21 protein-coding genes and 1 pseudogene are annotated in these 19,395 nt (G+C 44.1%); 3 read left to right on the top strand and 19 right to left on the bottom strand.

Features of this window, described 5'->3' with window-relative positions; genetic code table 11:
* Nucleotides 1–313 precede the first annotated feature (313 nt).
* The 11 genes from cas2 to cas6 (BUB19_RS11220) all read right to left on the bottom strand — a co-directional run bounded on the left by cas2 (nt 314) and on the right by cas6 (BUB19_RS11220) (nt 9,608).
* A complete protein-coding gene (gene cas2, locus BUB19_RS11270) occupies nt 314–577 on the bottom strand; it encodes a CRISPR-associated endonuclease Cas2 (protein ID WP_073094625.1) in 264 nt (87 codons plus the stop codon).
* A 41-nt stretch (nt 578–618) separates the two neighbouring features.
* Nucleotides 619–978: a four helix bundle protein gene (locus tag BUB19_RS11265; RefSeq protein WP_073094666.1), complete on the bottom strand. Its 360-nt coding sequence runs from the start codon at nt 976–978 to the stop codon at nt 619–621.
* A gap of 64 nt (nt 979–1,042) precedes the next feature.
* Complete coding sequence (gene cas1b, locus BUB19_RS11260) at nt 1,043–2,047, bottom strand: type I-B CRISPR-associated endonuclease Cas1b (protein WP_073094624.1); 1,005 nt, start codon at nt 2,045–2,047, stop codon at nt 1,043–1,045.
* 136 nt (nt 2,048–2,183) lie between these two features.
* Complete coding sequence (gene cas4, locus BUB19_RS11255) at nt 2,184–2,708, bottom strand: CRISPR-associated protein Cas4 (protein ID WP_073094623.1); 525 nt, start codon at nt 2,706–2,708, stop codon at nt 2,184–2,186.
* 83 nt (nt 2,709–2,791) lie between these two features.
* Complete coding sequence (locus BUB19_RS24765) at nt 2,792–3,034, bottom strand: DUF5615 family PIN-like protein (RefSeq protein ID WP_073094622.1); 243 nt, start codon at nt 3,032–3,034, stop codon at nt 2,792–2,794.
* Between the two features lie 336 nt (nt 3,035–3,370).
* Nucleotides 3,371–3,736 (bottom strand): hypothetical protein, encoded by a 366-nt coding sequence (locus BUB19_RS11245; protein ID WP_073094621.1) that lies wholly within the window; start codon nt 3,734–3,736, stop codon nt 3,371–3,373.
* A gap of 71 nt (nt 3,737–3,807) precedes the next feature.
* The gene (locus BUB19_RS11240; protein WP_073094620.1) at nt 3,808–4,881 is read right to left on the bottom strand and encodes a CRISPR-associated protein Cas7; all 1,074 of its coding nucleotides are present in this window, start codon (nt 4,879–4,881) and stop codon (nt 3,808–3,810) included.
* A gap of 18 nt (nt 4,882–4,899) precedes the next feature.
* On the bottom strand, nt 4,900–6,216 hold the full coding sequence (locus BUB19_RS11235) for a hypothetical protein (protein ID WP_073094619.1): 1,317 nt from the start codon (nt 6,214–6,216) through the stop codon (nt 4,900–4,902).
* A complete protein-coding gene (locus BUB19_RS11230; RefSeq protein WP_073094618.1) occupies nt 6,213–8,360 on the bottom strand; it encodes a CRISPR-associated helicase/endonuclease Cas3 in 2,148 nt (715 codons plus the stop codon). The genes BUB19_RS11235 and BUB19_RS11230 overlap by 4 nt, the downstream gene beginning before the upstream one ends.
* Complete coding sequence (locus BUB19_RS11225) at nt 8,360–8,944, bottom strand: hypothetical protein (RefSeq protein WP_073094617.1); 585 nt, start codon at nt 8,942–8,944, stop codon at nt 8,360–8,362. Before BUB19_RS11225 ends, BUB19_RS11230 begins: the two co-directional genes overlap by 1 nt.
* A gap of 7 nt (nt 8,945–8,951) precedes the next feature.
* Nucleotides 8,952–9,608: a CRISPR-associated endoribonuclease Cas6 gene (gene cas6 / locus BUB19_RS11220; protein ID WP_073094616.1), complete on the bottom strand. Its 657-nt coding sequence runs from the start codon at nt 9,606–9,608 to the stop codon at nt 8,952–8,954.
* Nucleotides 9,609–9,846: 238 nt separating this feature from the next.
* Between cas6 (BUB19_RS11220) and BUB19_RS11210 the strand changes: the two genes are divergently transcribed.
* The gene (locus tag BUB19_RS11210; RefSeq protein WP_073094614.1) at nt 9,847–10,122 is read left to right on the top strand and encodes a hypothetical protein; all 276 of its coding nucleotides are present in this window, start codon (nt 9,847–9,849) and stop codon (nt 10,120–10,122) included.
* Between the two features lie 23 nt (nt 10,123–10,145).
* A complete protein-coding gene (locus BUB19_RS24165; RefSeq protein ID WP_178371481.1) occupies nt 10,146–10,313 on the top strand; it encodes a hypothetical protein in 168 nt (55 codons plus the stop codon).
* A 26-nt stretch (nt 10,314–10,339) separates the two neighbouring features.
* Here BUB19_RS24165 and cas6 (BUB19_RS11205) read toward each other — a convergent pair whose 3' ends face one another.
* From cas6 (BUB19_RS11205) to BUB19_RS11170, 7 genes are all read right to left on the bottom strand, one after another.
* Nucleotides 10,340–11,134, bottom strand: coding sequence for a CRISPR-associated endoribonuclease Cas6 (gene cas6, locus BUB19_RS11205; RefSeq protein ID WP_073094613.1), 795 nt, complete (start codon nt 11,132–11,134; stop codon nt 10,340–10,342).
* A 401-nt stretch (nt 11,135–11,535) separates the two neighbouring features.
* Nucleotides 11,536–11,706 carry a plasmid pRiA4b ORF-3 family protein gene (locus BUB19_RS11195; RefSeq protein WP_143156007.1) on the bottom strand — a complete coding sequence of 57 codons (171 nt, stop codon included), beginning with the start codon at nt 11,704–11,706 and terminating at the stop codon, nt 11,536–11,538.
* A gap of 72 nt (nt 11,707–11,778) precedes the next feature.
* On the bottom strand, nt 11,779–12,150 hold the full coding sequence (locus BUB19_RS11190) for a VOC family protein (RefSeq protein WP_073094610.1): 372 nt from the start codon (nt 12,148–12,150) through the stop codon (nt 11,779–11,781).
* Between the two features lie 245 nt (nt 12,151–12,395).
* Nucleotides 12,396–12,767 carry a four helix bundle protein gene (locus BUB19_RS11185; protein WP_073094609.1) on the bottom strand — a complete coding sequence of 124 codons (372 nt, stop codon included), beginning with the start codon at nt 12,765–12,767 and terminating at the stop codon, nt 12,396–12,398.
* A gap of 170 nt (nt 12,768–12,937) precedes the next feature.
* Nucleotides 12,938–14,290, bottom strand: a complete 1,353-nt coding sequence (locus tag BUB19_RS11180; RefSeq protein ID WP_073094608.1) for an enolase C-terminal domain-like protein — start codon at nt 14,288–14,290, stop codon at nt 12,938–12,940.
* 47 nt (nt 14,291–14,337) lie between these two features.
* A complete protein-coding gene (dgoD, locus tag BUB19_RS11175) occupies nt 14,338–15,603 on the bottom strand; it encodes a galactonate dehydratase (RefSeq protein WP_073094607.1) in 1,266 nt (421 codons plus the stop codon).
* 42 nt (nt 15,604–15,645) lie between these two features.
* Entirely contained in the window at nt 15,646–16,884 is a 1,239-nt protein-coding gene (locus tag BUB19_RS11170; RefSeq protein WP_073094606.1) for a mandelate racemase/muconate lactonizing enzyme family protein, read from the bottom strand.
* A gap of 246 nt (nt 16,885–17,130) precedes the next feature.
* Here BUB19_RS11170 and BUB19_RS24525 point away from each other — a divergent pair.
* A pseudogene (locus BUB19_RS24525) lies at nt 17,131–18,291 on the top strand (DUF4221 family protein).
* A gap of 301 nt (nt 18,292–18,592) precedes the next feature.
* Here BUB19_RS24525 and BUB19_RS11160 read toward each other — a convergent pair.
* On the bottom strand, nt 18,593–19,279 hold the full coding sequence (locus BUB19_RS11160; RefSeq protein ID WP_073094605.1) for a hypothetical protein: 687 nt from the start codon (nt 19,277–19,279) through the stop codon (nt 18,593–18,595).
* Nucleotides 19,280–19,395 lie beyond the last annotated feature (116 nt).

Below are 19,395 nucleotides of genomic sequence, written 5' to 3'. Positions count from 1 at the left end.
GTGAGTTTCAATTCCTGTATGGTGCGATTAAGGGTGTTTTACTTGGAGTGACATATTAGAATAGGGATTGTGTTTCAATTCCTGTATGGTGCGATTAAGGGCCGCCAGACTGAAAACAAAAATAGGCCAAATTTTCGTAAAATAAAGGCTTTTCTCTTTGGTTTTTTGCCCGGAGATCGTCGGTGGCCAATAACCGGATTTCTTCCGGGTTTCGACAACCTGCCCTTAAGGCCTGAATCCCGGATTTTGTGCCTTAAAAGACCAATATGCCGTAAAATGTTCATATGGATTTATTGATCGACAACCAAATCCCTTAAATAAAGGTGTCCAGGTCGTTTTTGTCCTGACCGATAATTTCCTTTTCCAGCCATTTCTGCTCCCGGCTCTTAAAAATAATCAAACTATCATCTTCCTCTTTCATAAATTTCCTGGCGCGGCTAATCAGTTCCTTTAATTTTACCTCGGTAATCTCCCCCTCAAAAACCGAATTTTGGATCCAATTGAGATACTGCCGGCAAAGTTTGAGCATCTTGCCCACACGCTTTTCGCCTATATCGTATACAAGGATGATATACATGATTCAGGGTTGAGGAATGAGATTTGAGGGTTGAAGGTGCATTACTTTTTACGGTTGTGCCTGATGGTGTTTGTGATTTTTACCAGCTCCTCCGCTTCCTTTAATAGCAAATCAACGCTTTCCGAATTGTAGATGCCTGATTCCTGTAACAATTCCAACCAAAATATGGATTCGTCTGCTTCTTCCACCACAATCGAAATCTTACTGAAGAATTCAGCATCTGACCTTGCCCTACAAGCAGCCCGATAATTGGCGGCCACAGAGGTGGCACTTCGCAAAAGCTGTTTTCCTATTATCCGGGCTTCTTCTGTTTTCGGTAAATTTTGAAATAGCTGAATAACAGCCAATGCGAATAACTTCGTCCGATTTTTGAATGCTTCAATTTTATTGATCCTATCCATAGCCTGATTTATTTTTTTCAACCGTCACTCCTCAATCCTCAATCCTCACTCCTCACCCCTGACCTCACCACCAAATCTTAAACGGCTGATAGGTTTCTATACCCAAAAGGTGCTTGCTGAGTTTGTAACATTCCAGCTTCACCAGATGCTTATAGCTGACGCTTTTTTTCAGCGTTCGGTGTTTGATAGTTTCATTCAGCCGCTCTTCAAATGCCCGGATAAACGCTTTTTTGCCGCTTTCCTTCAAAATGACCTTATTGACATGAAAGTCAAAATCCTTTGATTTTACTTCTTTTTTGTTTAGCACCCTAAATATCGTCCTGTCCACCAAAACCGGTTTAAATATCTCGGCAAGGTCCAGCGCCAATGAGTACCTCCGGTATCCCGGCTCGTGCAGGAAACTAATGGTAGGGTTTAGCTGGGTGTGGTAGATCTGGTCCAGACATAGCGTATAACACATCATATTTCCGAAAGAAATCAGCGCATTGATTTCATTCATCGGTGGCTGTTTGCTCCGGCCTTCCATGGCATGGTCTTTCAGGATCAGGTCAAAGGCCCGGTAATATTCCTGTCGGATATTGCCCTCTATCCCCATCAAAGCGGGAATATCCCCGGAGGAATCAATCAGCATACCGAACTGGGAAATTTTCTTCAAGGAGCTTTCCAAGTCTTTGCCCCGATTCTGGTAGTACCTCAGGTTTTTGCTGATATTAAAGGCAGCTCCTTCGACGAATTTTCTGGCAATCTTCAACCTGCTTTCCGCTTGTGAATAATGCAGGGTCTGCTGGATCTGCATCTTCCCGGCAAGTAAATATTCTTTGGGCTGAAAACTTCCGGTGTAATGTTCGTAATAATCAAAAAAATGCACGCTAATCCCTGCTTTTCCTAAAAAATTGTAAAGTGCCGAATTGGCATCCAGGCTGCCAAAGCAGTACAGGTCCGACACCCCTTCCACCGGGATGTATTTGGGAGTACCTTCCCTTCCGGACTCATCCACCGGAGTGAATTTCAATGTAAAATCCTTTCGGCTAAGCCTGCCGGGGTTGAAGAGGTAGTAGGTTTTTTTCAATTTATACGATTACTAAAAATCAGATTTTCGATCCAATCAAAATCTTTGGTGTTTATAGGGAGGAGCTAAGCCTGATGGATCAGGGCAGTTGCTGCTTTAATGGAATCACCTAAGCTCATTTTTTTGTTTCAATATACTAAATTAACTCATTGCCGACACTTTCAGTTGCATAACAGAAATCAAAATAGCTGCAGGAGCGGCAGATGCTTTTTTTCTCCAAGGGGGGACAGTTCTTCTGGGAAATAAGGTCTTTTACTTCCTGTACCCAACCTTGCATCAGCGATTGATCCCCTTCCTCCCATTCCACAATTTGAGTCTGCCGCATTTTGGGGTATTCAATTAGGCCAGAGGCATCTGAAATACCGTTTTTCTGAAGTACATACAAGTAATATTTAACCTGGGCGATATGCGCCTGTTCTACTTTATCAGTTTTTTTTACCTCATGGATGACTCTGTTTTTGGCATCATAAAAATCGATTTTGATACCATCCAGTTCCAGTTCGGTGTATTTCCTCGCCCTGTCCAGATAGCTGGTTTCCCCGATGAGCTTTCCTTCGGCCACAATATCCGAAGTATGTTCCATCTGTATGCCGTTGGCAAACAGCCATAGCTTTCGGTGGCAGGTATGGAGGTAGGCAATATGGGTTCCGGTGATATTCAATTTTCATCCTAAACTATGAAAGTCCCGTTCTTAATCGATTAACTCCCTTATTTCATAAATATTCTCTTTATCAAGGAAACCAATTATTGATTGGAGCAGTTGCCGACCGTTTTCCAAATAAATTTTGTAGGGCTGCCCACCAAAACCGATTTACAGAGAAAATCTTTATTCTTGCTTATTATGACCCCATAATCTTTGAAGGCAAAATTCCAAATTTCCTGATCGGAAGCAGCGGCTAAACCTAATTCGTATTTTCTTTCTGGTAAATCATCGTAAATGTTTTTTAGTTCGGAAGACCAATTGGCATAACGATGAACTTTCTCCACCAGGAGGAACCTGCACCCTTCATCTACAAATTGTTCAGCCAGATTATAAAAGGGTATTTTCAGTAAAATATAAATCGTCCAGACTTACATAAATCCTCTATTGAGGAGGCAGTTGCTTAAGCAAAATATATTGAAAAAGTAGGGTGGTTTTTCCGACACCACAAGCACCATTTATTTTTATAAATCGGTTAGGCCAATCAATTTCATCAAACAGGGACCTTACTTTACTCAGCTGGATACGGTCGAGTTTTTTTATAATATTTTTTAGACGCCTATCTATTATTGATTTTTATACACAACAGCAATTAATAAAATATGTTTTTTTGAAGAAACGTTTTAAGGTTTTTTTAATTTGGTGAAGTGTACCTTTCCGTCAAGACCACATAAAATGCTATGATACCGGAGGTTCTCTTTCAGATGTCCTCTTGTCTCATATACGGGAATATAGCCACCATGCAGGGCTGTGTATGTTTCCCAGTCAGGATCTTCCATATCGATAGATTCAAAGTCTTCCCTAACAAAATCAGCACTGGCCAAAATAAAATCATCCGGGTCACTCACGGTCATTTCCAAAGGTGTCTCCGATGGTGTCAGGAAAAAGGCCAGGAAGTCGTCTTTTAAATGAGGGTATTTCCTGATGGCTTCTTCCAGAAAAGCCAGTTTGAGCCGGTCACGGGATTGCTGGTAGAATTGGTCGAACATGGGCGAATAGATTTTACTGGTTTTTTCTGGTTATAACTACCACTGGCGATAAGGGAGTTTAAATCTTCTCGTTATGCCAATTGGTTTTCAAAATCAAAGGCTGTCATTTTGTCGACCAGTACATTTTCTGCTCGTTCGAGGGCATCTGCAGTTTCGCCCTTGGTATGGATAAAGCCACCAGCCTGCAGGCTGATAAAGGTGTCCACTCCTGACATGCCTTCGTCAATAATTGGGTCAGCCTTTCTGGAGTCTTCTTCCGAAAGTTTAGCCCGTATACTGCCAGCTATCAGGTTAGCATTGTCACTGATGGAAATGGCCAGGGTATCCATCAAACTGAAAGTACGTGACTGATTGGACGTGATGCGCCAATTTACGATGGCTTTGGCAAGGCCGGGGATCCATTTTTCCCGCAGTGTCTTGGGAGCTACCAGGCAGGGGCCAAAAACATTGCTGGATGCTATCCAGCCTTCGTCCCTTAGTTTGGTAATCGTGGAATCGGCCATTTCCGGCTCCAGTTGGTTGATGCTGACAGAGAAGAGCCTCCGCAAATCAATCGCTATATCAAATACAAAAAGACCGGTAGCACGCTCGGCAGGATTCAACCATTTCCTTCCCAAACTTCTATCCGTGTTCCCTTCGGTTTTCAATACCGCATCAATTTCTTCATCTGAAAGAATATTTCCCTTTTCATCCCGGATAATCACGGCATTGTTGGGACGCTCACTTCTGTCGAAAGACCCGGCTTCTCCGCCATTGGAATCCAAACCGGCCAATAAGGGGTGCAAAGCCCTCATGGCGGAAATGGACAGGGGACTTCTTCGCTTAAGGGTTCTTTCCCCTCCGCCTTTAGAGGCTTTCATCCATCCTCCGAACAACTGGTCGGCGTAGGTAGGGTCACATGTACCGTAGACCTCTCCCTCCTTGAGTTTTTTTTGTTTATCCACCTCAAACAGAAAGGTGGTGGGGGACGGGGTTTGCTCAATGGCTTCGCAAAGCGCATCTATCAATGAGCGTTTTACCTGCTGTCCGCTGGAAAAGGGGATTCTCTTATTGAACTGAACATCATAATAGTACTTTTGACCATTGGCCACATTGAAAACTGTGTGCTCGGCTCTCTTTAATGTTCTTATATAAATAGTATTCATCTTTTGGTTATTTAGGATTTATGATTTCTTTTGTTGATAAGCGTAATCGAATTTTAAAAGCGTAAGAAAGTAGCCAAATTCCTCGTTGGTCATAACGTGTACTTCATCTTTTAAGGTTTTGAGTGATTCCAAATCTTCTCCTTCCAAATCCGGGATCATAAGGGTCAACGATTCTATAAATCCCCTTTTGGATTTGGAGGTGAACAACTCCTTTTCTACCAGTGTGACTCTTGACATTCCTTTTCCGGTATTTCTATACCGCAAAATGACCTCAGCCAATTTGGGCGTATAATCTGTGATTTCTTCTTTATTTCGTGTTAACATAGCGACTAACCAGGTTTTGTATGCTTGATAATTTATTGTGTCTTCTTCTTTTTTGAAGCTTAAGTTCTTGTCCTCAGTCATGTATTTCTTTAGACTGTCAGGCCTTAGTGCCTGCAATCCTATACTCCCCAACTCACAGGCCCGTTTGATATGCATCCCGAACAGGATTTCAAATTCCTTTTTGTTGATTTTAAAGTCCCCAAATAGCTTTTGGTAAATCTCCTTGATATTTCCTCCCGACTTGAGCTGAAAAGGTATAAAACCTATAGTTTTGCTGGTCTGCCCGAACCCATAGACATAGCCCATCATTTCATCGTTTGGAAATTGGGTTGATAGACTAAAAAACAATTGGCTCCAATTGACAGTAGCTACTTCCGCTAGACTTGTATCCACCTTGAATATTTTCTGGTTTGTGAGTTCCGAAAAATCAAAGTCTTCCCGGTATTCCTCAGGATTTAACGAATAGGTCAACCATTGCCCATTCCACGTGTTGATTTGGTTTCCCCGGAGTTTTTCCAAGGTCTGATCGTTCAAATACTTACGATATACCTTCCAGCCTTCAAAGGTTTGTAGTGTAATGGTTGGGTTATCAAAAAGAAGGGTAAAGCCACCTGCGACAGTGATTCCCAAACCACTTCCTATCCAGGAAAGATAAACTTCATCTTCATCCACTGGGATGACCACATCGCTGACCAATCCGGAAGTACTGGCATATTCCTTGGATTCGGAAGCCGGATATCCCAAAGCAAAACTCGCATCCGGAATTTCATTTTCCGCCTTATCAAAAAGGTTTTCCAGCTTTTCCATCCTTTCATCTACCGAAAGCAAATGTGGTTTTTGCCCACTTTTCATTTGTACAAAAGGAGAATTGGTTACCCATTGCATGTATTTGGGATGATTGTAAAACAATTCCCAGTACTCCTGCTCAAAAAACCCTTTTGGTGAAAGTTCTTTGCCATATTTCTCATTATATGCATTGAGAAAAGTCCTGCCTATTACTGCCGTGATCATAATATTTGGTTGGTTACGTCAAAGTTGTTTTCCCTTATTTGCTTTACATCCAAGCCACACTCAAAGTCATAGGCCTTGTCCGGAATGATAAAGGGTTTGTTGCCTTTTTGTGCCTGGCTCATGCCCCGTACCGCAAAATACATGACCGGTATTTCCAGTTCCAGTCTCCTCTCGAAATCAGCATTTTCATATTCTTCCAGATCTCCCTCACAAATACAGGATACACCGTCTATTTCGAGCAATTCAAACAAAATAGATTTGCTTCTATGAGTTAGCTTGTCTACAGTAATTCTCCCATCTGATTTGAATACAGCATGTTCTTCTATGTCCATAAAATCAATCTCAGGAAATACATAATCGATTTTTCCCTGCAAATCCCTTTCTTTGAGTATTTGGCTGTCCTCCAAAACATCGTAGGATCTTCGGAGTACTTCAAAATCATACGGCTTGGCTTCGTTTTCATTTTCAGGAGGAGCGATTACATAGATGGGTTTGGTTTTTCCTATGGTGTCTTCCGTTCTTTTTCGGTTGACCCGGCCAAAACGCTGAATCAACGCATCTATGGGGGCTGTCTCTGTCACCATTAGGTCAAAACTGATATCCAAACTTACTTCTACGATCTGGGTGGACACCACAATGCAAGCTTCGGTAGAAGTATTGAATTCTCCGTTCGGATTTCCTTCTCCATCCAGGCCAAGCAGAAGTTTTTCTTTATGGTTTCTATCACCTCTTTTAAAGCGACTATGGAGCAAAAGTATCGGGGTATGGGGGTACAATTCTTTTAAATGGATATAGGCCTCCTGTGCCCTGGCCACTCTATTATAGACCACCAGCACTTTCTTGTCCCCTTCAATAGCCTGACGGATAAATGGCAAACCCTCTTCAAATGAGTTGATTTTGTATAGGGTATGCCGGTCAAAATCATCCAGTTCTTCAGGGGTCAGCTTTTCCTCCAAAATATCATCACCCAATTCTTCTGTTATTTTCTGATATAGCTTTGTCGGCATAGTGGCGGTACCGATATGTATCGCACAGTCCAATTGTTTAAGGATCTGAACCAATTTCAATACAATGGCTTGTGAAACACCTGTGTAAGTATGGATTTCATCCAAAATAATGTCACAACCTTTTAAGTCCAGCAACATGGCTTCGTACCCCTTCATGCCAAAGGCAATGGCAGCCAATTGATGCGGGGTCAAGATCTTAATCGCCGAACCGAAAAGTGGCTGCAAAACACTCTCTTCTTCCTTTCCATTTTGTCGGACGACCATAGAGGCGGAATGCAAAACCCGGATGTCCAGATCAGGGTTGAACGGTTTCAAATCCTTTGCGACCCTTTTAAACATAGCATTGATGGAGGCTTGAAATGGAAGTGTGTAAAAAACCCGTCCTTTTGTCCTTTTGAAAAGATAATCGGTTTTACCGGCCCCCGTACTAGCCACAACAAGGGTGTGTTTCTTTGGTGAAGCCGTTTCTTTATAGGAGAGCGGAAAAAGGGGATGTGTACGATTAAAAAAAGAAAGATCCGGTATCTGAAAAGCCCTTTCCAGGTTTTTCTCTGTGCTATTGATCAGCGCTGAAGCAAAATGATCTGCCCCCATTAATAATCCTCTCCACTCCGAATATCCTCTGATTTTTGTTTGTTTTTTACAATAAGATATGGCGAAAGAAAGGTTTTCACGGGCGATTTCTTCACTAAACGGAATACTTGTTACCCCAAGCTCGTTTAGTAGTTTAAAAGCATCAGGTGACCATTGATACCATTTGCCAACATGGTAATCGATATACTCATATCCGTTTTCCAAATCCAACAATCCTTTGTCCCCGGCATCGTTTTTGGCAGATTTGTGGTGGGCAATGACCATATCCAATAATGCCGGATAGTCCGCTTCAGAAAATACCGACAAGAAAAGTAAAGAACTAATTTCATGCCTGAATACCTTGCTGTTTCGTCCATTTGCTTTTAATCTTTTTTGAAACTCAGGATGGGCTTTCCCTATATCGTGAAGAATAGCACCATTGAAGGCCACTGATTCATCCATTTGCAAATATCTCCCAAATGCCTTTGCCGCATAGGAGACATGTAGAAGATGGTCTTTTAAGAGAGTAAACTCAGGAGCGGACTTAGCGAGTAGGTTTTCCATTAGAAAGAAGATACAGGTTGACCGACTACTTTGATCCAACCGTACATCGGTTTGTTACTTATTCTGTGATAGCCTACCAGGAATGATTTTTCATTTTTTTCGAAGACTAGTTCAAATCCAGGGAAATCATTCTTGCCTTCTTCAAATATCTCTTTTTTCACTTCAATGATATTATCAGGATACAACATGTCTTCATTCCTGCATAGGCATATATGCTGTTTTGCTGCGATGGTCGCATCTTCTTTGGATGTGAAAGCCAGATGGAGAATCGGATTTTGTAGAATACCCCGCATAAGTATCGCCTTAGGTCTGTCAAAAAGAAATTCTCTTCCTTTTTTAATTGAATTCCATCCTCTCGTTTGAATCACTTCCTGTTGACCAGAAACCTGATCATATGACAGTCGGTGCCCTACTATTTTCTGTATTCCTGGCATAGATAATAGGTCAGGAAATAACTTTTTTTCAATCCCTTCCACAATCGAAGGGGTTAAAAACTGCTGGCTAAATGTTTCACTGTCCCTCACCGCCGTCCATGGTTTGATAAAACCAAATGGTCCGGAATATTTTACTACATAATATTTCATAAACCTCTTATTTTAGCGCACCGAATCCAATGCCAGTGGAATTTCCAATGCCTACATTCCAGGCAAAAGCAACTTGTTCCTGGGACCCTTCTATAAAGACCGGGCACATACTTGCTCTACAGCTAATCTCATTGTAATCAATCATTTTGGTTTTAGGACTATGGTAACTTCTGTCAAAACTTACCCTGACTCCCTCTGAATCTAAGTCTGCTTTTTTAAGCTTGGTTTGGAGGGTCCTTGTCATGAGTTCATCACTTTCGGAATCATTAAAGAGATAATAATGAATTCTGTCCCCTTGATTTCTCTTTATAAATACCGGACTGTTTAAGAAAAATTTTTGCTTATTTTCAAACGGTGGATCCTTCATGATAACAATATCTTCCACACCCATTCCAAAGTTGATCTTTGGGTCCTCTTTGATATTGATTACCAAGGTTTTTAAAAGTGATGAATGATATGCGCTTAAGCTCCATTCCGATCCATGCTTAAACTTTAATCCCCCCTTTACCATTTCGCCTCCTTGCAGCCAGGACAAGGAGTACAACGAAACATCGTCATGCTGCTTATTCTCCCCCAACCACTTGTGAAAACAGCCAACCAAATATTTCTGATAGTTGAATGGAACCAAAGTATTGTTGGGCGATATTTTTAGGATTAGTCTCATTTTCTACTAATTGTATTTAGACAAAAATTTAGTTTAACCATTTAGCTTGTAAATATAAAAAATATATCCAATAACTCTTTAATCTTTAAATAAAAACTTACTACCTTTGAGTGAAATCCATCCAAGGTATTGAAATATAACGCTTTACTCTTTAAAACGAGCTTAATCGCACCATCGTGGATTTCCCGGAGGGATTGCTTTTCCTCCGGTCTTTTATATATTAAAAAACCACGCAAATATGGAAATAGATTTTTCAGGTTTAAGTGAAAGGAATGGTGACTATCCGGACAGGATAACGCAGTCTGAAATTCTTTCTGTACTGGACAACCCCAGGCACAGGCTTTCCACGCTGGAAGACTATCCTCTGAAAGATTTTTATACCATTGCTTGTGGATATAGTTCCAAAAAAAGGATCCTACTTATTGCTTCAAATATTGAAAATCTAAAACGCAAAATCCTTCAGGTAAAGGTCGCTGACGAAGAGGAAATAGAACATTTCTATTGTGCTGGATAAGAGATTTGCAGTATATTTGAGGTATGGAAAATAAAGCAAAAAACCTTAACCCCTTTGCACAGGCCAGTACCAATGAAGAAAGGGAACGGGTATGGAAATCACTAAAAGCCGTGGCGAGACCTGTTTCAAAGAAAGAAGGTGAGCGGTTAATGAAGGAAGCCATTCGACTACAGGTGGAAAACAACAAATAACTTTTCATTTTTCCTTCTTCCATTTTCTATCTTTCTGTCAGCCCCACACAGCCAAAACCCTGGCTCCCCAGATGTCCGAATCCGGCATAATAGCCGGCCTTCTGTAGCTCCACCGGAGCACTAAATTCAAATTCATACATATAGCCGATCAACATGGTGGCCTGCTCGGTGAGCTGCTTGATCCTCACCCCGTTTTTGAAAATCTTTCCTGTTGGCTTAAAGGAAAAGTCGGGTATCGATATTTCTGCCGGGTTCATTTCCAGAGCGGCAACCTGTTCGAAAGCACGCACTTTGGAGATCATATTTTGGATCAGCAGCTTGCCATAATCTTCCTCCTCGGGATGAAGATAATCTTCGCCACCATCATCCCTTTTTCGCCTTAGGAAAATTGGGGAAAGGCCGCGGTAATGCATTTTTTCTTTAAAGACAGGTGGAGGCAAGGCCTCAATACCAGCTACCCTGTACGGCACCTGACTGATTTTGTCCCCAAGTACCAGTACCTGGTCCAAAAACAGCCCTTTAATAAATTCTTCTGCTGCCCGGGCCACCATAAAGGAAATCTCAAAAGTGGCCCCTTGCCCGCGGTGTTCTATTCTGCCGGCATCCTTTACAATACGAAAGGTATCAAAAGAGATTCTTGAAAATGTAAATAACCTGAAACGGCGACCAAAGGCCAGATATCCCTGTTCGTGCAAAAATCTGCTGAAGGAACTGTCCGCACGGTCCAGAGTCTTGTAGATCAATGCCGAAAGCTCGTACTGGTAATTGATGGGAAGAAAAGATGCCTTACCTTCCCTTTGTAATGAGATTAAAAACCGCATGATTTTTCTTTAAATGATGGCCGGCATTGAGAAAACAAAACACCTCCGGCTGGTGATCCACAGTCGGAAAAGTTTAAATCAAAGCCTGAAAAAAAAGGAGTTTAAAAATTCGGCTAAAATATTGACAGACAATATCGAAAAATTTATCAGAAGAAAAAATACCATGAACAGGGTATTTTTATTGCGGTTTGTAGTAACAAATTTCTTTTAGTGGGCTTTGACACAAATTGCCGTCAATTTATCTGTATAGCTATTTTGTCCAAATTGCCCTATTCCCTGCCTTCAAAAAACTCCACCCAGCCCTCGTCAAAGGAGGGCCGGGTGTCCCGGCTCCGTTCCCTGGAGTGGAAACGGGCTTTTAATGTTTCGTTAATTGGTGCTATGGCCACTTTTACCAACCCTTAAGGAGTTTTCAGGTCAAGCCCCTGCCATTCCCGGTTGGAACGGTATTCCGGATGTTTATTATTGTCACTGGCATCACCAAATTCCTGATAACCCCATGGCCCACTTACATCTTCGGGAGGACATCCGCCAAAGGTATCCGGATAAAACGGGAAACCCTCTAAAATCATTTTGCCTCCTGTTGGGTAGGTTTTAACAGGCTGTTTTTGTGCCACCAATCGTCCCCGAAATAATACCAATTCTTACACATGCTGATCAATAAGAATTGTATTGCCATCCGGGTCTGTCAGGACAATGCTGGCAGGACCAGTGCCTGTACCCTCGGTTTCCTGATCCAGACGAACCCCTTTTTCCTTTAGCCGGGCCTGAATTTCCCTGATATCGTCAAATTCTTCCAATGGCTTCGCCTCAGCATCCCATCCTGGATTGAAGGTGAGGATATTGTTTTCAAACATCCCTTCAAACAAGCCGATCAGGCTGTCCCCATTTTTCATGATGAGGTATTTTTTTTCGATACTCCCTGCAAATACCGTAAATCCCAGCGATTCATAAAATTGTTTGGAAGCCTGGATGTCCCTGACACTTAGGCTAAGCGAAAAAACACCTAATTTCATTTTTTTGTATTTAAGTTAAATATGTTGATTAGTTACGCTTTTGTAGGTTTACTAACCTAGTAGTGGATTTTGATCAAGATTGAATAAGGTTGAATTAGATTAAAATACTCTTCCTCAACCTCCCTCAACCTCCCTCAATCTCCCTTCAATCTCCATCAATCTCCCCTCAATCTGTTTCAATCCCCTCTCAATCTCCTTCACCCTGATACCTGAGCTTGCTGAAGGTCAATCCCCCCTCAATCTCCTCACTTTGAAGACACCCGTTTACGCATATGTGAAAGAATTTTTAACAGCTCAAGGCATTCCTTATGAAGTTCTCGCGGCTTTTCGGAAGAAATAATTTTCGAACTAATCACCAGATCAAGCCACATTTCCGTTTCATCCGTTTCCTCGATGACAATGCTTAGTTTACTGAAAAATTCTGCTTTAGACCTTGCTCTCATTGCCGCCCGGTAATTGGCATACATCGATGTCCCGGATTTTGTCAGTTGATAATTGACCACATTTGCCCGCGTGGTTTTTGGGAATTTCTCTGATAGCTCCAATATATCCAGCGCAAACCGCCTAAGCCGCTCCCTGATTTCGACTTTGTAGTTGATCCAGTTGTTGTTTTCCATCTTGGCGGATTTGAGCTATATGGATGTGAGATTGATTATAGTTGATAAAGATTGACAAAGGTAAAAAATGACCTCCCTCAATCTCCTTCAATCTCCTTCAATCTCTCTCAATCTCTTTCAATCTCCCTTCAATCTCCCTCAATCTCCTTCAATCCCTCCCTCAATCTCCCCTAAGGCCGGATGATCGTACCGTCAAACTTCCTCACCGTCCAGTTGGAACGCGTATGCATGGGGTGTTTTTTGGCCAGGTCTTCGTTGATATCCACTCCCAGACCCGGTGCCTCATTCACCCACATGTAACCATCTTTCATCACCGGGGAACCGGGGAATATCTCCCGTGAAAGGTCTGATATCCGGGCCGCTTCCTGTATGCCGAAATTCCATACAGCCAGGTCTATATGCGCATTGGCGGCATGACCTACAGGGGATACATCTCCCGGGCCGTGCCAGGCAGTTTTGACCCCGTAAAATTCCCCCAGACGGGCTACCTTCATGGCCGGGCTGATGCCGCCGATTTGGGAGATGTGGATACGGATGTAATCAAACATCCGGTTGGTGATTGGCTCCTTGAATTCATTGATATTATTGAAGAGTTCGCCCATAGCCAGCGGTACGGTAGTAGCCTCGCGTAATGCCTGAAACCACTCCATCTGCTCGGGAGAAAACGGATCTTCAATAAAAAAGGGATGGTAAGGCTCGGTGCTCTTTACCACACGGATGGCATCCATCGGCTCCAGCCGTTCGTGAATGTCGTGCAGCAACTCCACCTCTTCCCCACATTGCCGGCGAACAGTCTCAAATAGCTTAGGAACATCCCGGATATATTTGCCCTGATCCATGTACTGGTCACTTTCCCGCCCATAGTTCTGTTTTTTGAAGTCGGGCTCGCCGGTCAGGGCAGTACCGCCATAGCCTCCCTGCTGAATGCGTACGTAGCGGTAGCCTTCCTCCATGTAGCCGGATACCTGGTCGGCCGCAGCTTCAGGCGTATTGCCACTGGCATGGGTATAGCAGGGGACGGCAAAGCGGCATTTCCCGCCCAAAAGCTGGTACACGGGCATGTTGGCGCGTTTGCCTTTGATGTCCCAGAGTGCCTGGTCCAGACCGCTGATCGCATTGTTCAGTACAGGTCCGTTTCGCCAGTAAGAACTGACAAAGGCTGATTGCCACATGTCTTCGATATTGTCCACATCCTTGCCCACGCAGAAGTCCTGCAGGTACTTTTCTATGGCGGTGATCACGGCAAATGCCCGCTGGGTAAAGGTAGCACAGCCCAGTCCATAAAGGCCAGGTTCTGAGGTTTCCACCTTGACTACGATCAGGTTGGACCCGCTCGGAGCAGTACCAATGGCTTTTACATTGGTGATTTTTAATGGAGGAAGGCCATTCAGGTAGGCAGGTTTTTCTTTTTCATTTCTGGCCATTGAGTCTGCACCTGGGTAAAGCCCCATAAAACCTGTCATCGCTCCCAGGCCAAGTCCTTTCAATAGTCTTCTTCTCGAGTTATTGTTCTTTGTATGCATGAATGTGTTTAAGGTTTTGATTTAAAGTTTATTTACAGCGTCCAGGCTTACCAGTCCACTACCGATCCGTCACGGGGATCATAGCTTTCCGGGTTGGTCCAGTCATGGCCGATTTTGTCCTGCATGGCCTCTTCATCCAGCTCAATACCCAATCCCGGACCCTTCGGGATCAATAATGTGCCATCGGATTGCAGTAGAAAGGGGTTTTTCAAGTAGCCCTCTCCGAGTGAAACCTGTTCCTGCACCAGGAAATTCGGGATGCTGGCGGCCAGGTGCAGGCCACAGGCCAGTGAAATAGGACCCATGGGGTTGTGCGGGGCGATGGCGGCGTAGTAAGCTTCTGCCATGCCGGCAATCAGCCGGCCTTCTGTGAGCCCGCCGGCATGGCAAAGGTCTGGCTGCAGAATACTGGCTGCCCCCTTTTCCAGCAGTTCCCGAAAACCCCATTTGGTAAAGATCCTTTCACCGGTGGCGATGGGCAGATGGGTGCCTCTGGCGATATCTACCATCACATCCACATTCTGGGCCTGGCAGGGCTCTTCGACAAACATGGGTTGATAGGGTTCCAATTCCTTAATCAGCAGCTTTGCTGTCTGAGGAGATATGGCTCCATGAAAATCAATTCCGATATCCATTTCCGGTCCTCCCGCCTCCCTGAGGGAAGCAAAGTTGTCGGCTGCATATTTGACAAAGGCCGGGTTTTCCACGATTCGGGCAGGTTCCTTTTTGGCTACTCCGGTTTTGATTACCGTATAGCCTTCGGCTTTTCTTTTTTTCATGTCCTCAGCATTGCTGGCCCGTCCGTAGATCCTCACCCGGTCCCTGGTAGGACCACCGAAGAGTTCATAGACCGGTACCCCCAGCAACTTCCCCTTGATATCCCAGAGGGCCTGGTCTATGCCGCTGAGAGCTGATGTGAGAATAGGCCCGCCCCGGTAAAAGGCATGCCGGTAAATGGCCTGCCAGTGGTGCACCACCTGCCGGGGGTCTTTCCCGATCAGGTAAGGTTCAATCTCCTTAATGGCGGTCTGAATGGTCAATGCCCGTCCTTCCAGCAATGGCTCTCCCAGACCGGTGACCCCGGCATCGGTATGGATTTTCAGAAATATCCACCTTGGCTTCACCAGAAAGGTTTCCAATCTGGTGATCCGTACCTCGTTTTTTCGAAGTGTTTGAGGGCCAGGTTGCCGGGCATAAGAAGATAGAGGTAAGAGCAAACCCGTACCGGTCAGACCCAGTACCGACTGTATGGCTGTTCTCCGGGATACAGAACCGGAATGTGCGTTGGTGTTTTTCTTGGATTGAGATTTCATGGGCCTGTGTATTTCTGACGTAAGGGTTAGGTACTTTCAGGTTTACCAGTTATGAATGGCCCCATCCGGACTTTTCAAATAAGGATGGGTAAATTCGGTGTTTTTGGTGACTTCAAACAGGAAGTCCGCTTTGTCCCGATCAAATACAACCCCTAATCCCGGGCGGTCATTGAGGTGGACTTTGCCCTCCCTGAAATCGATAAAGTCTTCATTAAAGTAAGCCGGTTTTTCCGGCTCCCCGCCGGCTAGTTCGATCATACAGCGGGTAGGACTCGAGGAGCCCAGGACATGTACCAGGGCAGCGGTGGAAAGGGGGCCGGTAAAGTGGGGGATGATGCCCACATAGTGGGTCTCTCCAATGGCGATGATTTTTTTTAATTCGGTAATGCCCCCCGTGTTGGGCAGGGTTACCCGGCTATAGTCGATCAGGTGCTTTTCCATCAGCATATTGGTATCCCAGCGGTCGCCAAATTGCTCTCCAACGGCGATGGGCACTTTTGTCATATTTCTGATGGTCTGGTAAACATCCGGATTTTCAGAGCGGATGATGTCTTCTACAAAATAGGGCTCCAGTTCCTCCAGAGCATCACAAATCTTGATGGCCTCCGGGGTGTCAAACCGGGTATGCAGGTCCACAGCCCAGTTTCCGTTTCCCTCTACTGCCTTGTCGAGTTGCGTACAAAGGGCGATGGTTTTTTTGCTGTGCTCGTAAAAATCAAAGGGCAGCTCACCGTTCCCCCCTGTAGGACCAATGCGGTAGCAGCGCAGGCCTGCTTCCAGACAGTCCTGCGCCCGTCCTTCCATGGTGCTGGCATTGGATCTTCGGAAACCCGTGGCATAACATTCCACATAATTTCGCGTTTTGCCGCCCAATAAGTCATATACAGGTACATCCAGGGCCTTTCCTTTCAGGTCCCAGAGGGCCATTTCGATAGCGCCTAGTCCATGAAGCTTTTCCCGTCCAGGCGGATAAAACATGCCCCGATACAGATATTGCCAGAGGTGTTCGATACGGAAAGGATCTTCTCCAATCAGCATTTCCGCGCATTGCCGGACCACGTCCGGGGTGCCCCCTTCTCCAATACCTATCAGACCAGCGTCGGTCTCCACTTCCACGATGCCTCTGGCCTGATTAAAAAGGGGTTTGTTGTAGCCTGGGGCGGCGTAGTAGCGGATCTTTTTAATTTTTAAATCGGAGCGGGCATGGGATATAAGCGGTAATCCGGAAAAGGCTGCCACGGAGCCAATAGCTCCCAGTTTCATAAACTGTCTTCTCTGCATGGGTTATCAGGGTATTTGATAGAAAATTTTCTATAATCTTCTAATAAATCTTTAAAAATGCAAATAGAATGTGGCGGTATTGGACTACAAGGGGATCGGGTGATGCATGTAACCCGATTACAGTATTAATACTTTACTTATAAAAATAGCCTTCGGGTAGGGAAAACTGCCTGGCCAGGTGGTAGGTAAAAATAGGATATCAATTAATATTTGTTTAGTTTTATCCGATTTCAAATGTAATGCTTTATGCGGTGCTTTTTTAATGATTTCATCCTAATCAGCTTTATCACGCTTTTTGCATGTAATACAGGTTTGAAGCAGAATGATTGGGATTTAAAGGTCATCGATGAAATTACTTTTGAAACTGATAGTTTGGTTCCTATTAATCCCAGTACCATAGCGTTGCTGGAGACGGATTCTGTTTCCCAGTTGTTTTTTTACAATTATTTTGATAGTAAATACCAGTTTTATGCCTATCCCTCCGGTGAGTTGGTTCAGGAAGTCCCCTTGTATTTGGATGGCCCGAATAGTGTGAAACCGTTTTCCGGTGGGGTACTGACTGCCAAAGATTCCATTTGGCTGGTCAATAACATGCCGCCCGGTATTGTTTTGCTGGATTTTAAAGGAGAGGTCAAATTAAAAAGGTCTATCCAAAATAAACGCTTTCCTATTACTTATTTGGGCGTATCCAATCAAAACCCACTATTTCAAATAGGGAATAAGTTGTATGGCCCACAACCTTTGTTCATGAAACACCATGACATGGATAAGGAGGACATCCAGCAGCAGCAATTGATTTACAGTTATGATTTTGAAAAAGATACAGTGGAATGGTATGATGTTTTTTACAAAGAAAATTATTGGGATCAGGGAAAAAAAATAAGCGGCTACTCCTGGGCCAGAAGGAAGGATAAGATTTATATAGCACCTCTTCATGATCATGAAATTCAGGTTTTTGATACCCAGACTGGTAGTACCACATACAGGAAGGAAGTACGTTCAGAAAACGTCAATAAATTTCATATTGTAAACTAGCTGGCAGCCAACAGAAGAGAGGCATTTGAAGGCAGGCTCAAGTATGATAAGTATGGTTCTTTGATTTATGATCCATACAGAGATGTCTTTTATCGGCTTACTTTGCCTGCGGTGGAATATGATCCCGATGCATCTGATGAGGATCTCAATAGCCTTAATTACTACCGACCCTACACCGGCATCCTGCTTTTGGATAAGGACCTAAATGTAATGGGTGAGCATACCTTTGGTCCTTACGAAGTGTATGCGGAATACAATTTCTTTGTAGGTAAGGAAGGATTATACCTTTCTCGCAACAACCTTTTTCATCCGGATTATGATGAAGGTGTTTTCAGGTACCTCGTGGTCAGGTTTGAAAATGGAGAAGAATGAAATAAATTAAGGGCTTGGCATTTTGCATTTCTATTGCCGGGCCATGGTGCCTCTACGACAGGGGATTGCAAATCCCCCTTTATCTGTCCCAGGGAATTGCAAATTCGGCGGAGCGAGCGGAGAAGATTGAAAAAGGGGGATGAAATAATTCGAATCTAAACAGTTAAACAATTAACCCTTAACAACCAGGTTTCGACTTAATACCAGCCCAATTTCCCAAATGCAGGTTTGAATTATATTATTGGTTAGCAGCGAATTAACCCTTAACCTTTTCACCCGGATACCCAAGTCAAGGATACAACTAAAACAAATATTTCACTCCCACCGACGGCTGTATCATATTGAACCCTGACTTTGCTGGATCCAGCATCAGTTCTCCCTGCTCATTGTAGGTAGCACTGTCTCTGGTCAGGTAATTTAATTCTCCAGAGTTCACATAGTTTACCTTTAACTCCACAAAAGTATCCCTGCCGGAATTGACAGCAAACATTATTCCGGCACCTGCCTGCAGCATCAGGGCCCAATCGTAGTGCTCCGTGCCGGAGGCAATGGGATCGGCCAACCTGTTTTCCCGGATGCGAGACCGGGTAAAAGTATGGATTCCGCCAATCTGCCCTTCCAGGAAGGGTCGGAATCTCGAGTTAAAATCGGGCATTAGCCTGACTACTCCCATGAGGTTGACATAATTGTTGTTTCTTCTGATCCGGAAGCCTTGGTTGACTCCAGGGAAAATATCCCTTCTTCTGGTCACCGCTGTGCCATAACGCCCATAGCCCAGGTCTGCGCCAATAAATACCGGGCTGCCCTTGATGCCATACAATGCGCCGGCACTTAATTCTGAAACAACGCTTATTCCGGAGGCCTGCCGAAAGTCCCCGGCTGGAATGCCCGATTTGAATTGGACCGAGCCGAGCAGGCGCTGGGCATGGCTTTGCGTAGCTGTAAAGCAGACGACCATCATCGAAAGGATAAGTAGCCGGTTTTTCATGGCGTGTCGGATTGGAATGCTTTGTAGTGGAAATACAAATGCTTTTACGAAAAAATTAAGAGGCAGGTTCACTCCGGAAATCTGACCACTGTCTATTTGGTTTATATGTTATGGCT

It is taken from the genome of Cyclobacterium lianum (assembly GCF_900143075.1).
GTDB classification, from domain to species: domain Bacteria; phylum Bacteroidota; class Bacteroidia; order Cytophagales; family Cyclobacteriaceae; genus Cyclobacterium; species Cyclobacterium lianum.
The sequence above is the reverse complement of the archived record's forward strand: the minus strand, read 5'-3'. Positions and strand labels throughout refer to the sequence as shown.

Excerpts from the sequence above, each read along its gene's own strand:
- BUB19_RS11195 (WP_143156007.1), bottom strand. The coding sequence starts at position 11,706 with ATGATTTTAGAGGGTTTCCCGTTTTATCCGGATACCTTTGGCGGATGT.
- BUB19_RS11210 (WP_073094614.1), top strand. The coding sequence starts at position 9,847 with ATGGAAATAGATTTTTCAGGTTTAAGTGAAAGGAATGGTGACTATCCG.
- dgoD (WP_073094607.1), bottom strand. The coding sequence starts at position 15,603 with ATGAAATCTCAATCCAAGAAAAACACCAACGCACATTCCGGTTCTGTA.
- BUB19_RS11230 (WP_073094618.1), bottom strand. The coding sequence starts at position 8,360 with ATGGAAAACCTACTCGCTAAGTCCGCTCCTGAGTTTACTCTCTTAAAA.
- BUB19_RS11240 (WP_073094620.1), bottom strand. The coding sequence starts at position 4,881 with ATGAATACTATTTATATAAGAACATTAAAGAGAGCCGAGCACACAGTT.
- cas6 (WP_073094613.1), bottom strand. The coding sequence starts at position 11,134 with ATGCGGTTTTTAATCTCATTACAAAGGGAAGGTAAGGCATCTTTTCTT.
- BUB19_RS11190 (WP_073094610.1), bottom strand. The coding sequence starts at position 12,150 with ATGAAATTAGGTGTTTTTTCGCTTAGCCTAAGTGTCAGGGACATCCAG.
- BUB19_RS11185 (WP_073094609.1), bottom strand. The coding sequence starts at position 12,767 with ATGGAAAACAACAACTGGATCAACTACAAAGTCGAAATCAGGGAGCGG.
- BUB19_RS11160 (WP_073094605.1), bottom strand. The coding sequence starts at position 19,279 with ATGAAAAACCGGCTACTTATCCTTTCGATGATGGTCGTCTGCTTTACA.
- BUB19_RS11245 (WP_073094621.1), bottom strand. The coding sequence starts at position 3,736 with ATGTTCGACCAATTCTACCAGCAATCCCGTGACCGGCTCAAACTGGCT.
- BUB19_RS11235 (WP_073094619.1), bottom strand. The coding sequence starts at position 6,216 with ATGATCACGGCAGTAATAGGCAGGACTTTTCTCAATGCATATAATGAG.
- BUB19_RS11265 (WP_073094666.1), bottom strand. The coding sequence starts at position 978 with ATGGATAGGATCAATAAAATTGAAGCATTCAAAAATCGGACGAAGTTA.
- BUB19_RS11170 (WP_073094606.1), bottom strand. The coding sequence starts at position 16,884 with ATGCAGAGAAGACAGTTTATGAAACTGGGAGCTATTGGCTCCGTGGCA.
- BUB19_RS11225 (WP_073094617.1), bottom strand. The coding sequence starts at position 8,944 with ATGAAATATTATGTAGTAAAATATTCCGGACCATTTGGTTTTATCAAA.
- BUB19_RS24165 (WP_178371481.1), top strand. The coding sequence starts at position 10,146 with ATGGAAAATAAAGCAAAAAACCTTAACCCCTTTGCACAGGCCAGTACC.
- BUB19_RS11180 (WP_073094608.1), bottom strand. The coding sequence starts at position 14,290 with ATGCATACAAAGAACAATAACTCGAGAAGAAGACTATTGAAAGGACTT.
- cas6 (WP_073094616.1), bottom strand. The coding sequence starts at position 9,608 with ATGAGACTAATCCTAAAAATATCGCCCAACAATACTTTGGTTCCATTC.
- cas2 (WP_073094625.1), bottom strand. The coding sequence starts at position 577 with ATGTATATCATCCTTGTATACGATATAGGCGAAAAGCGTGTGGGCAAG.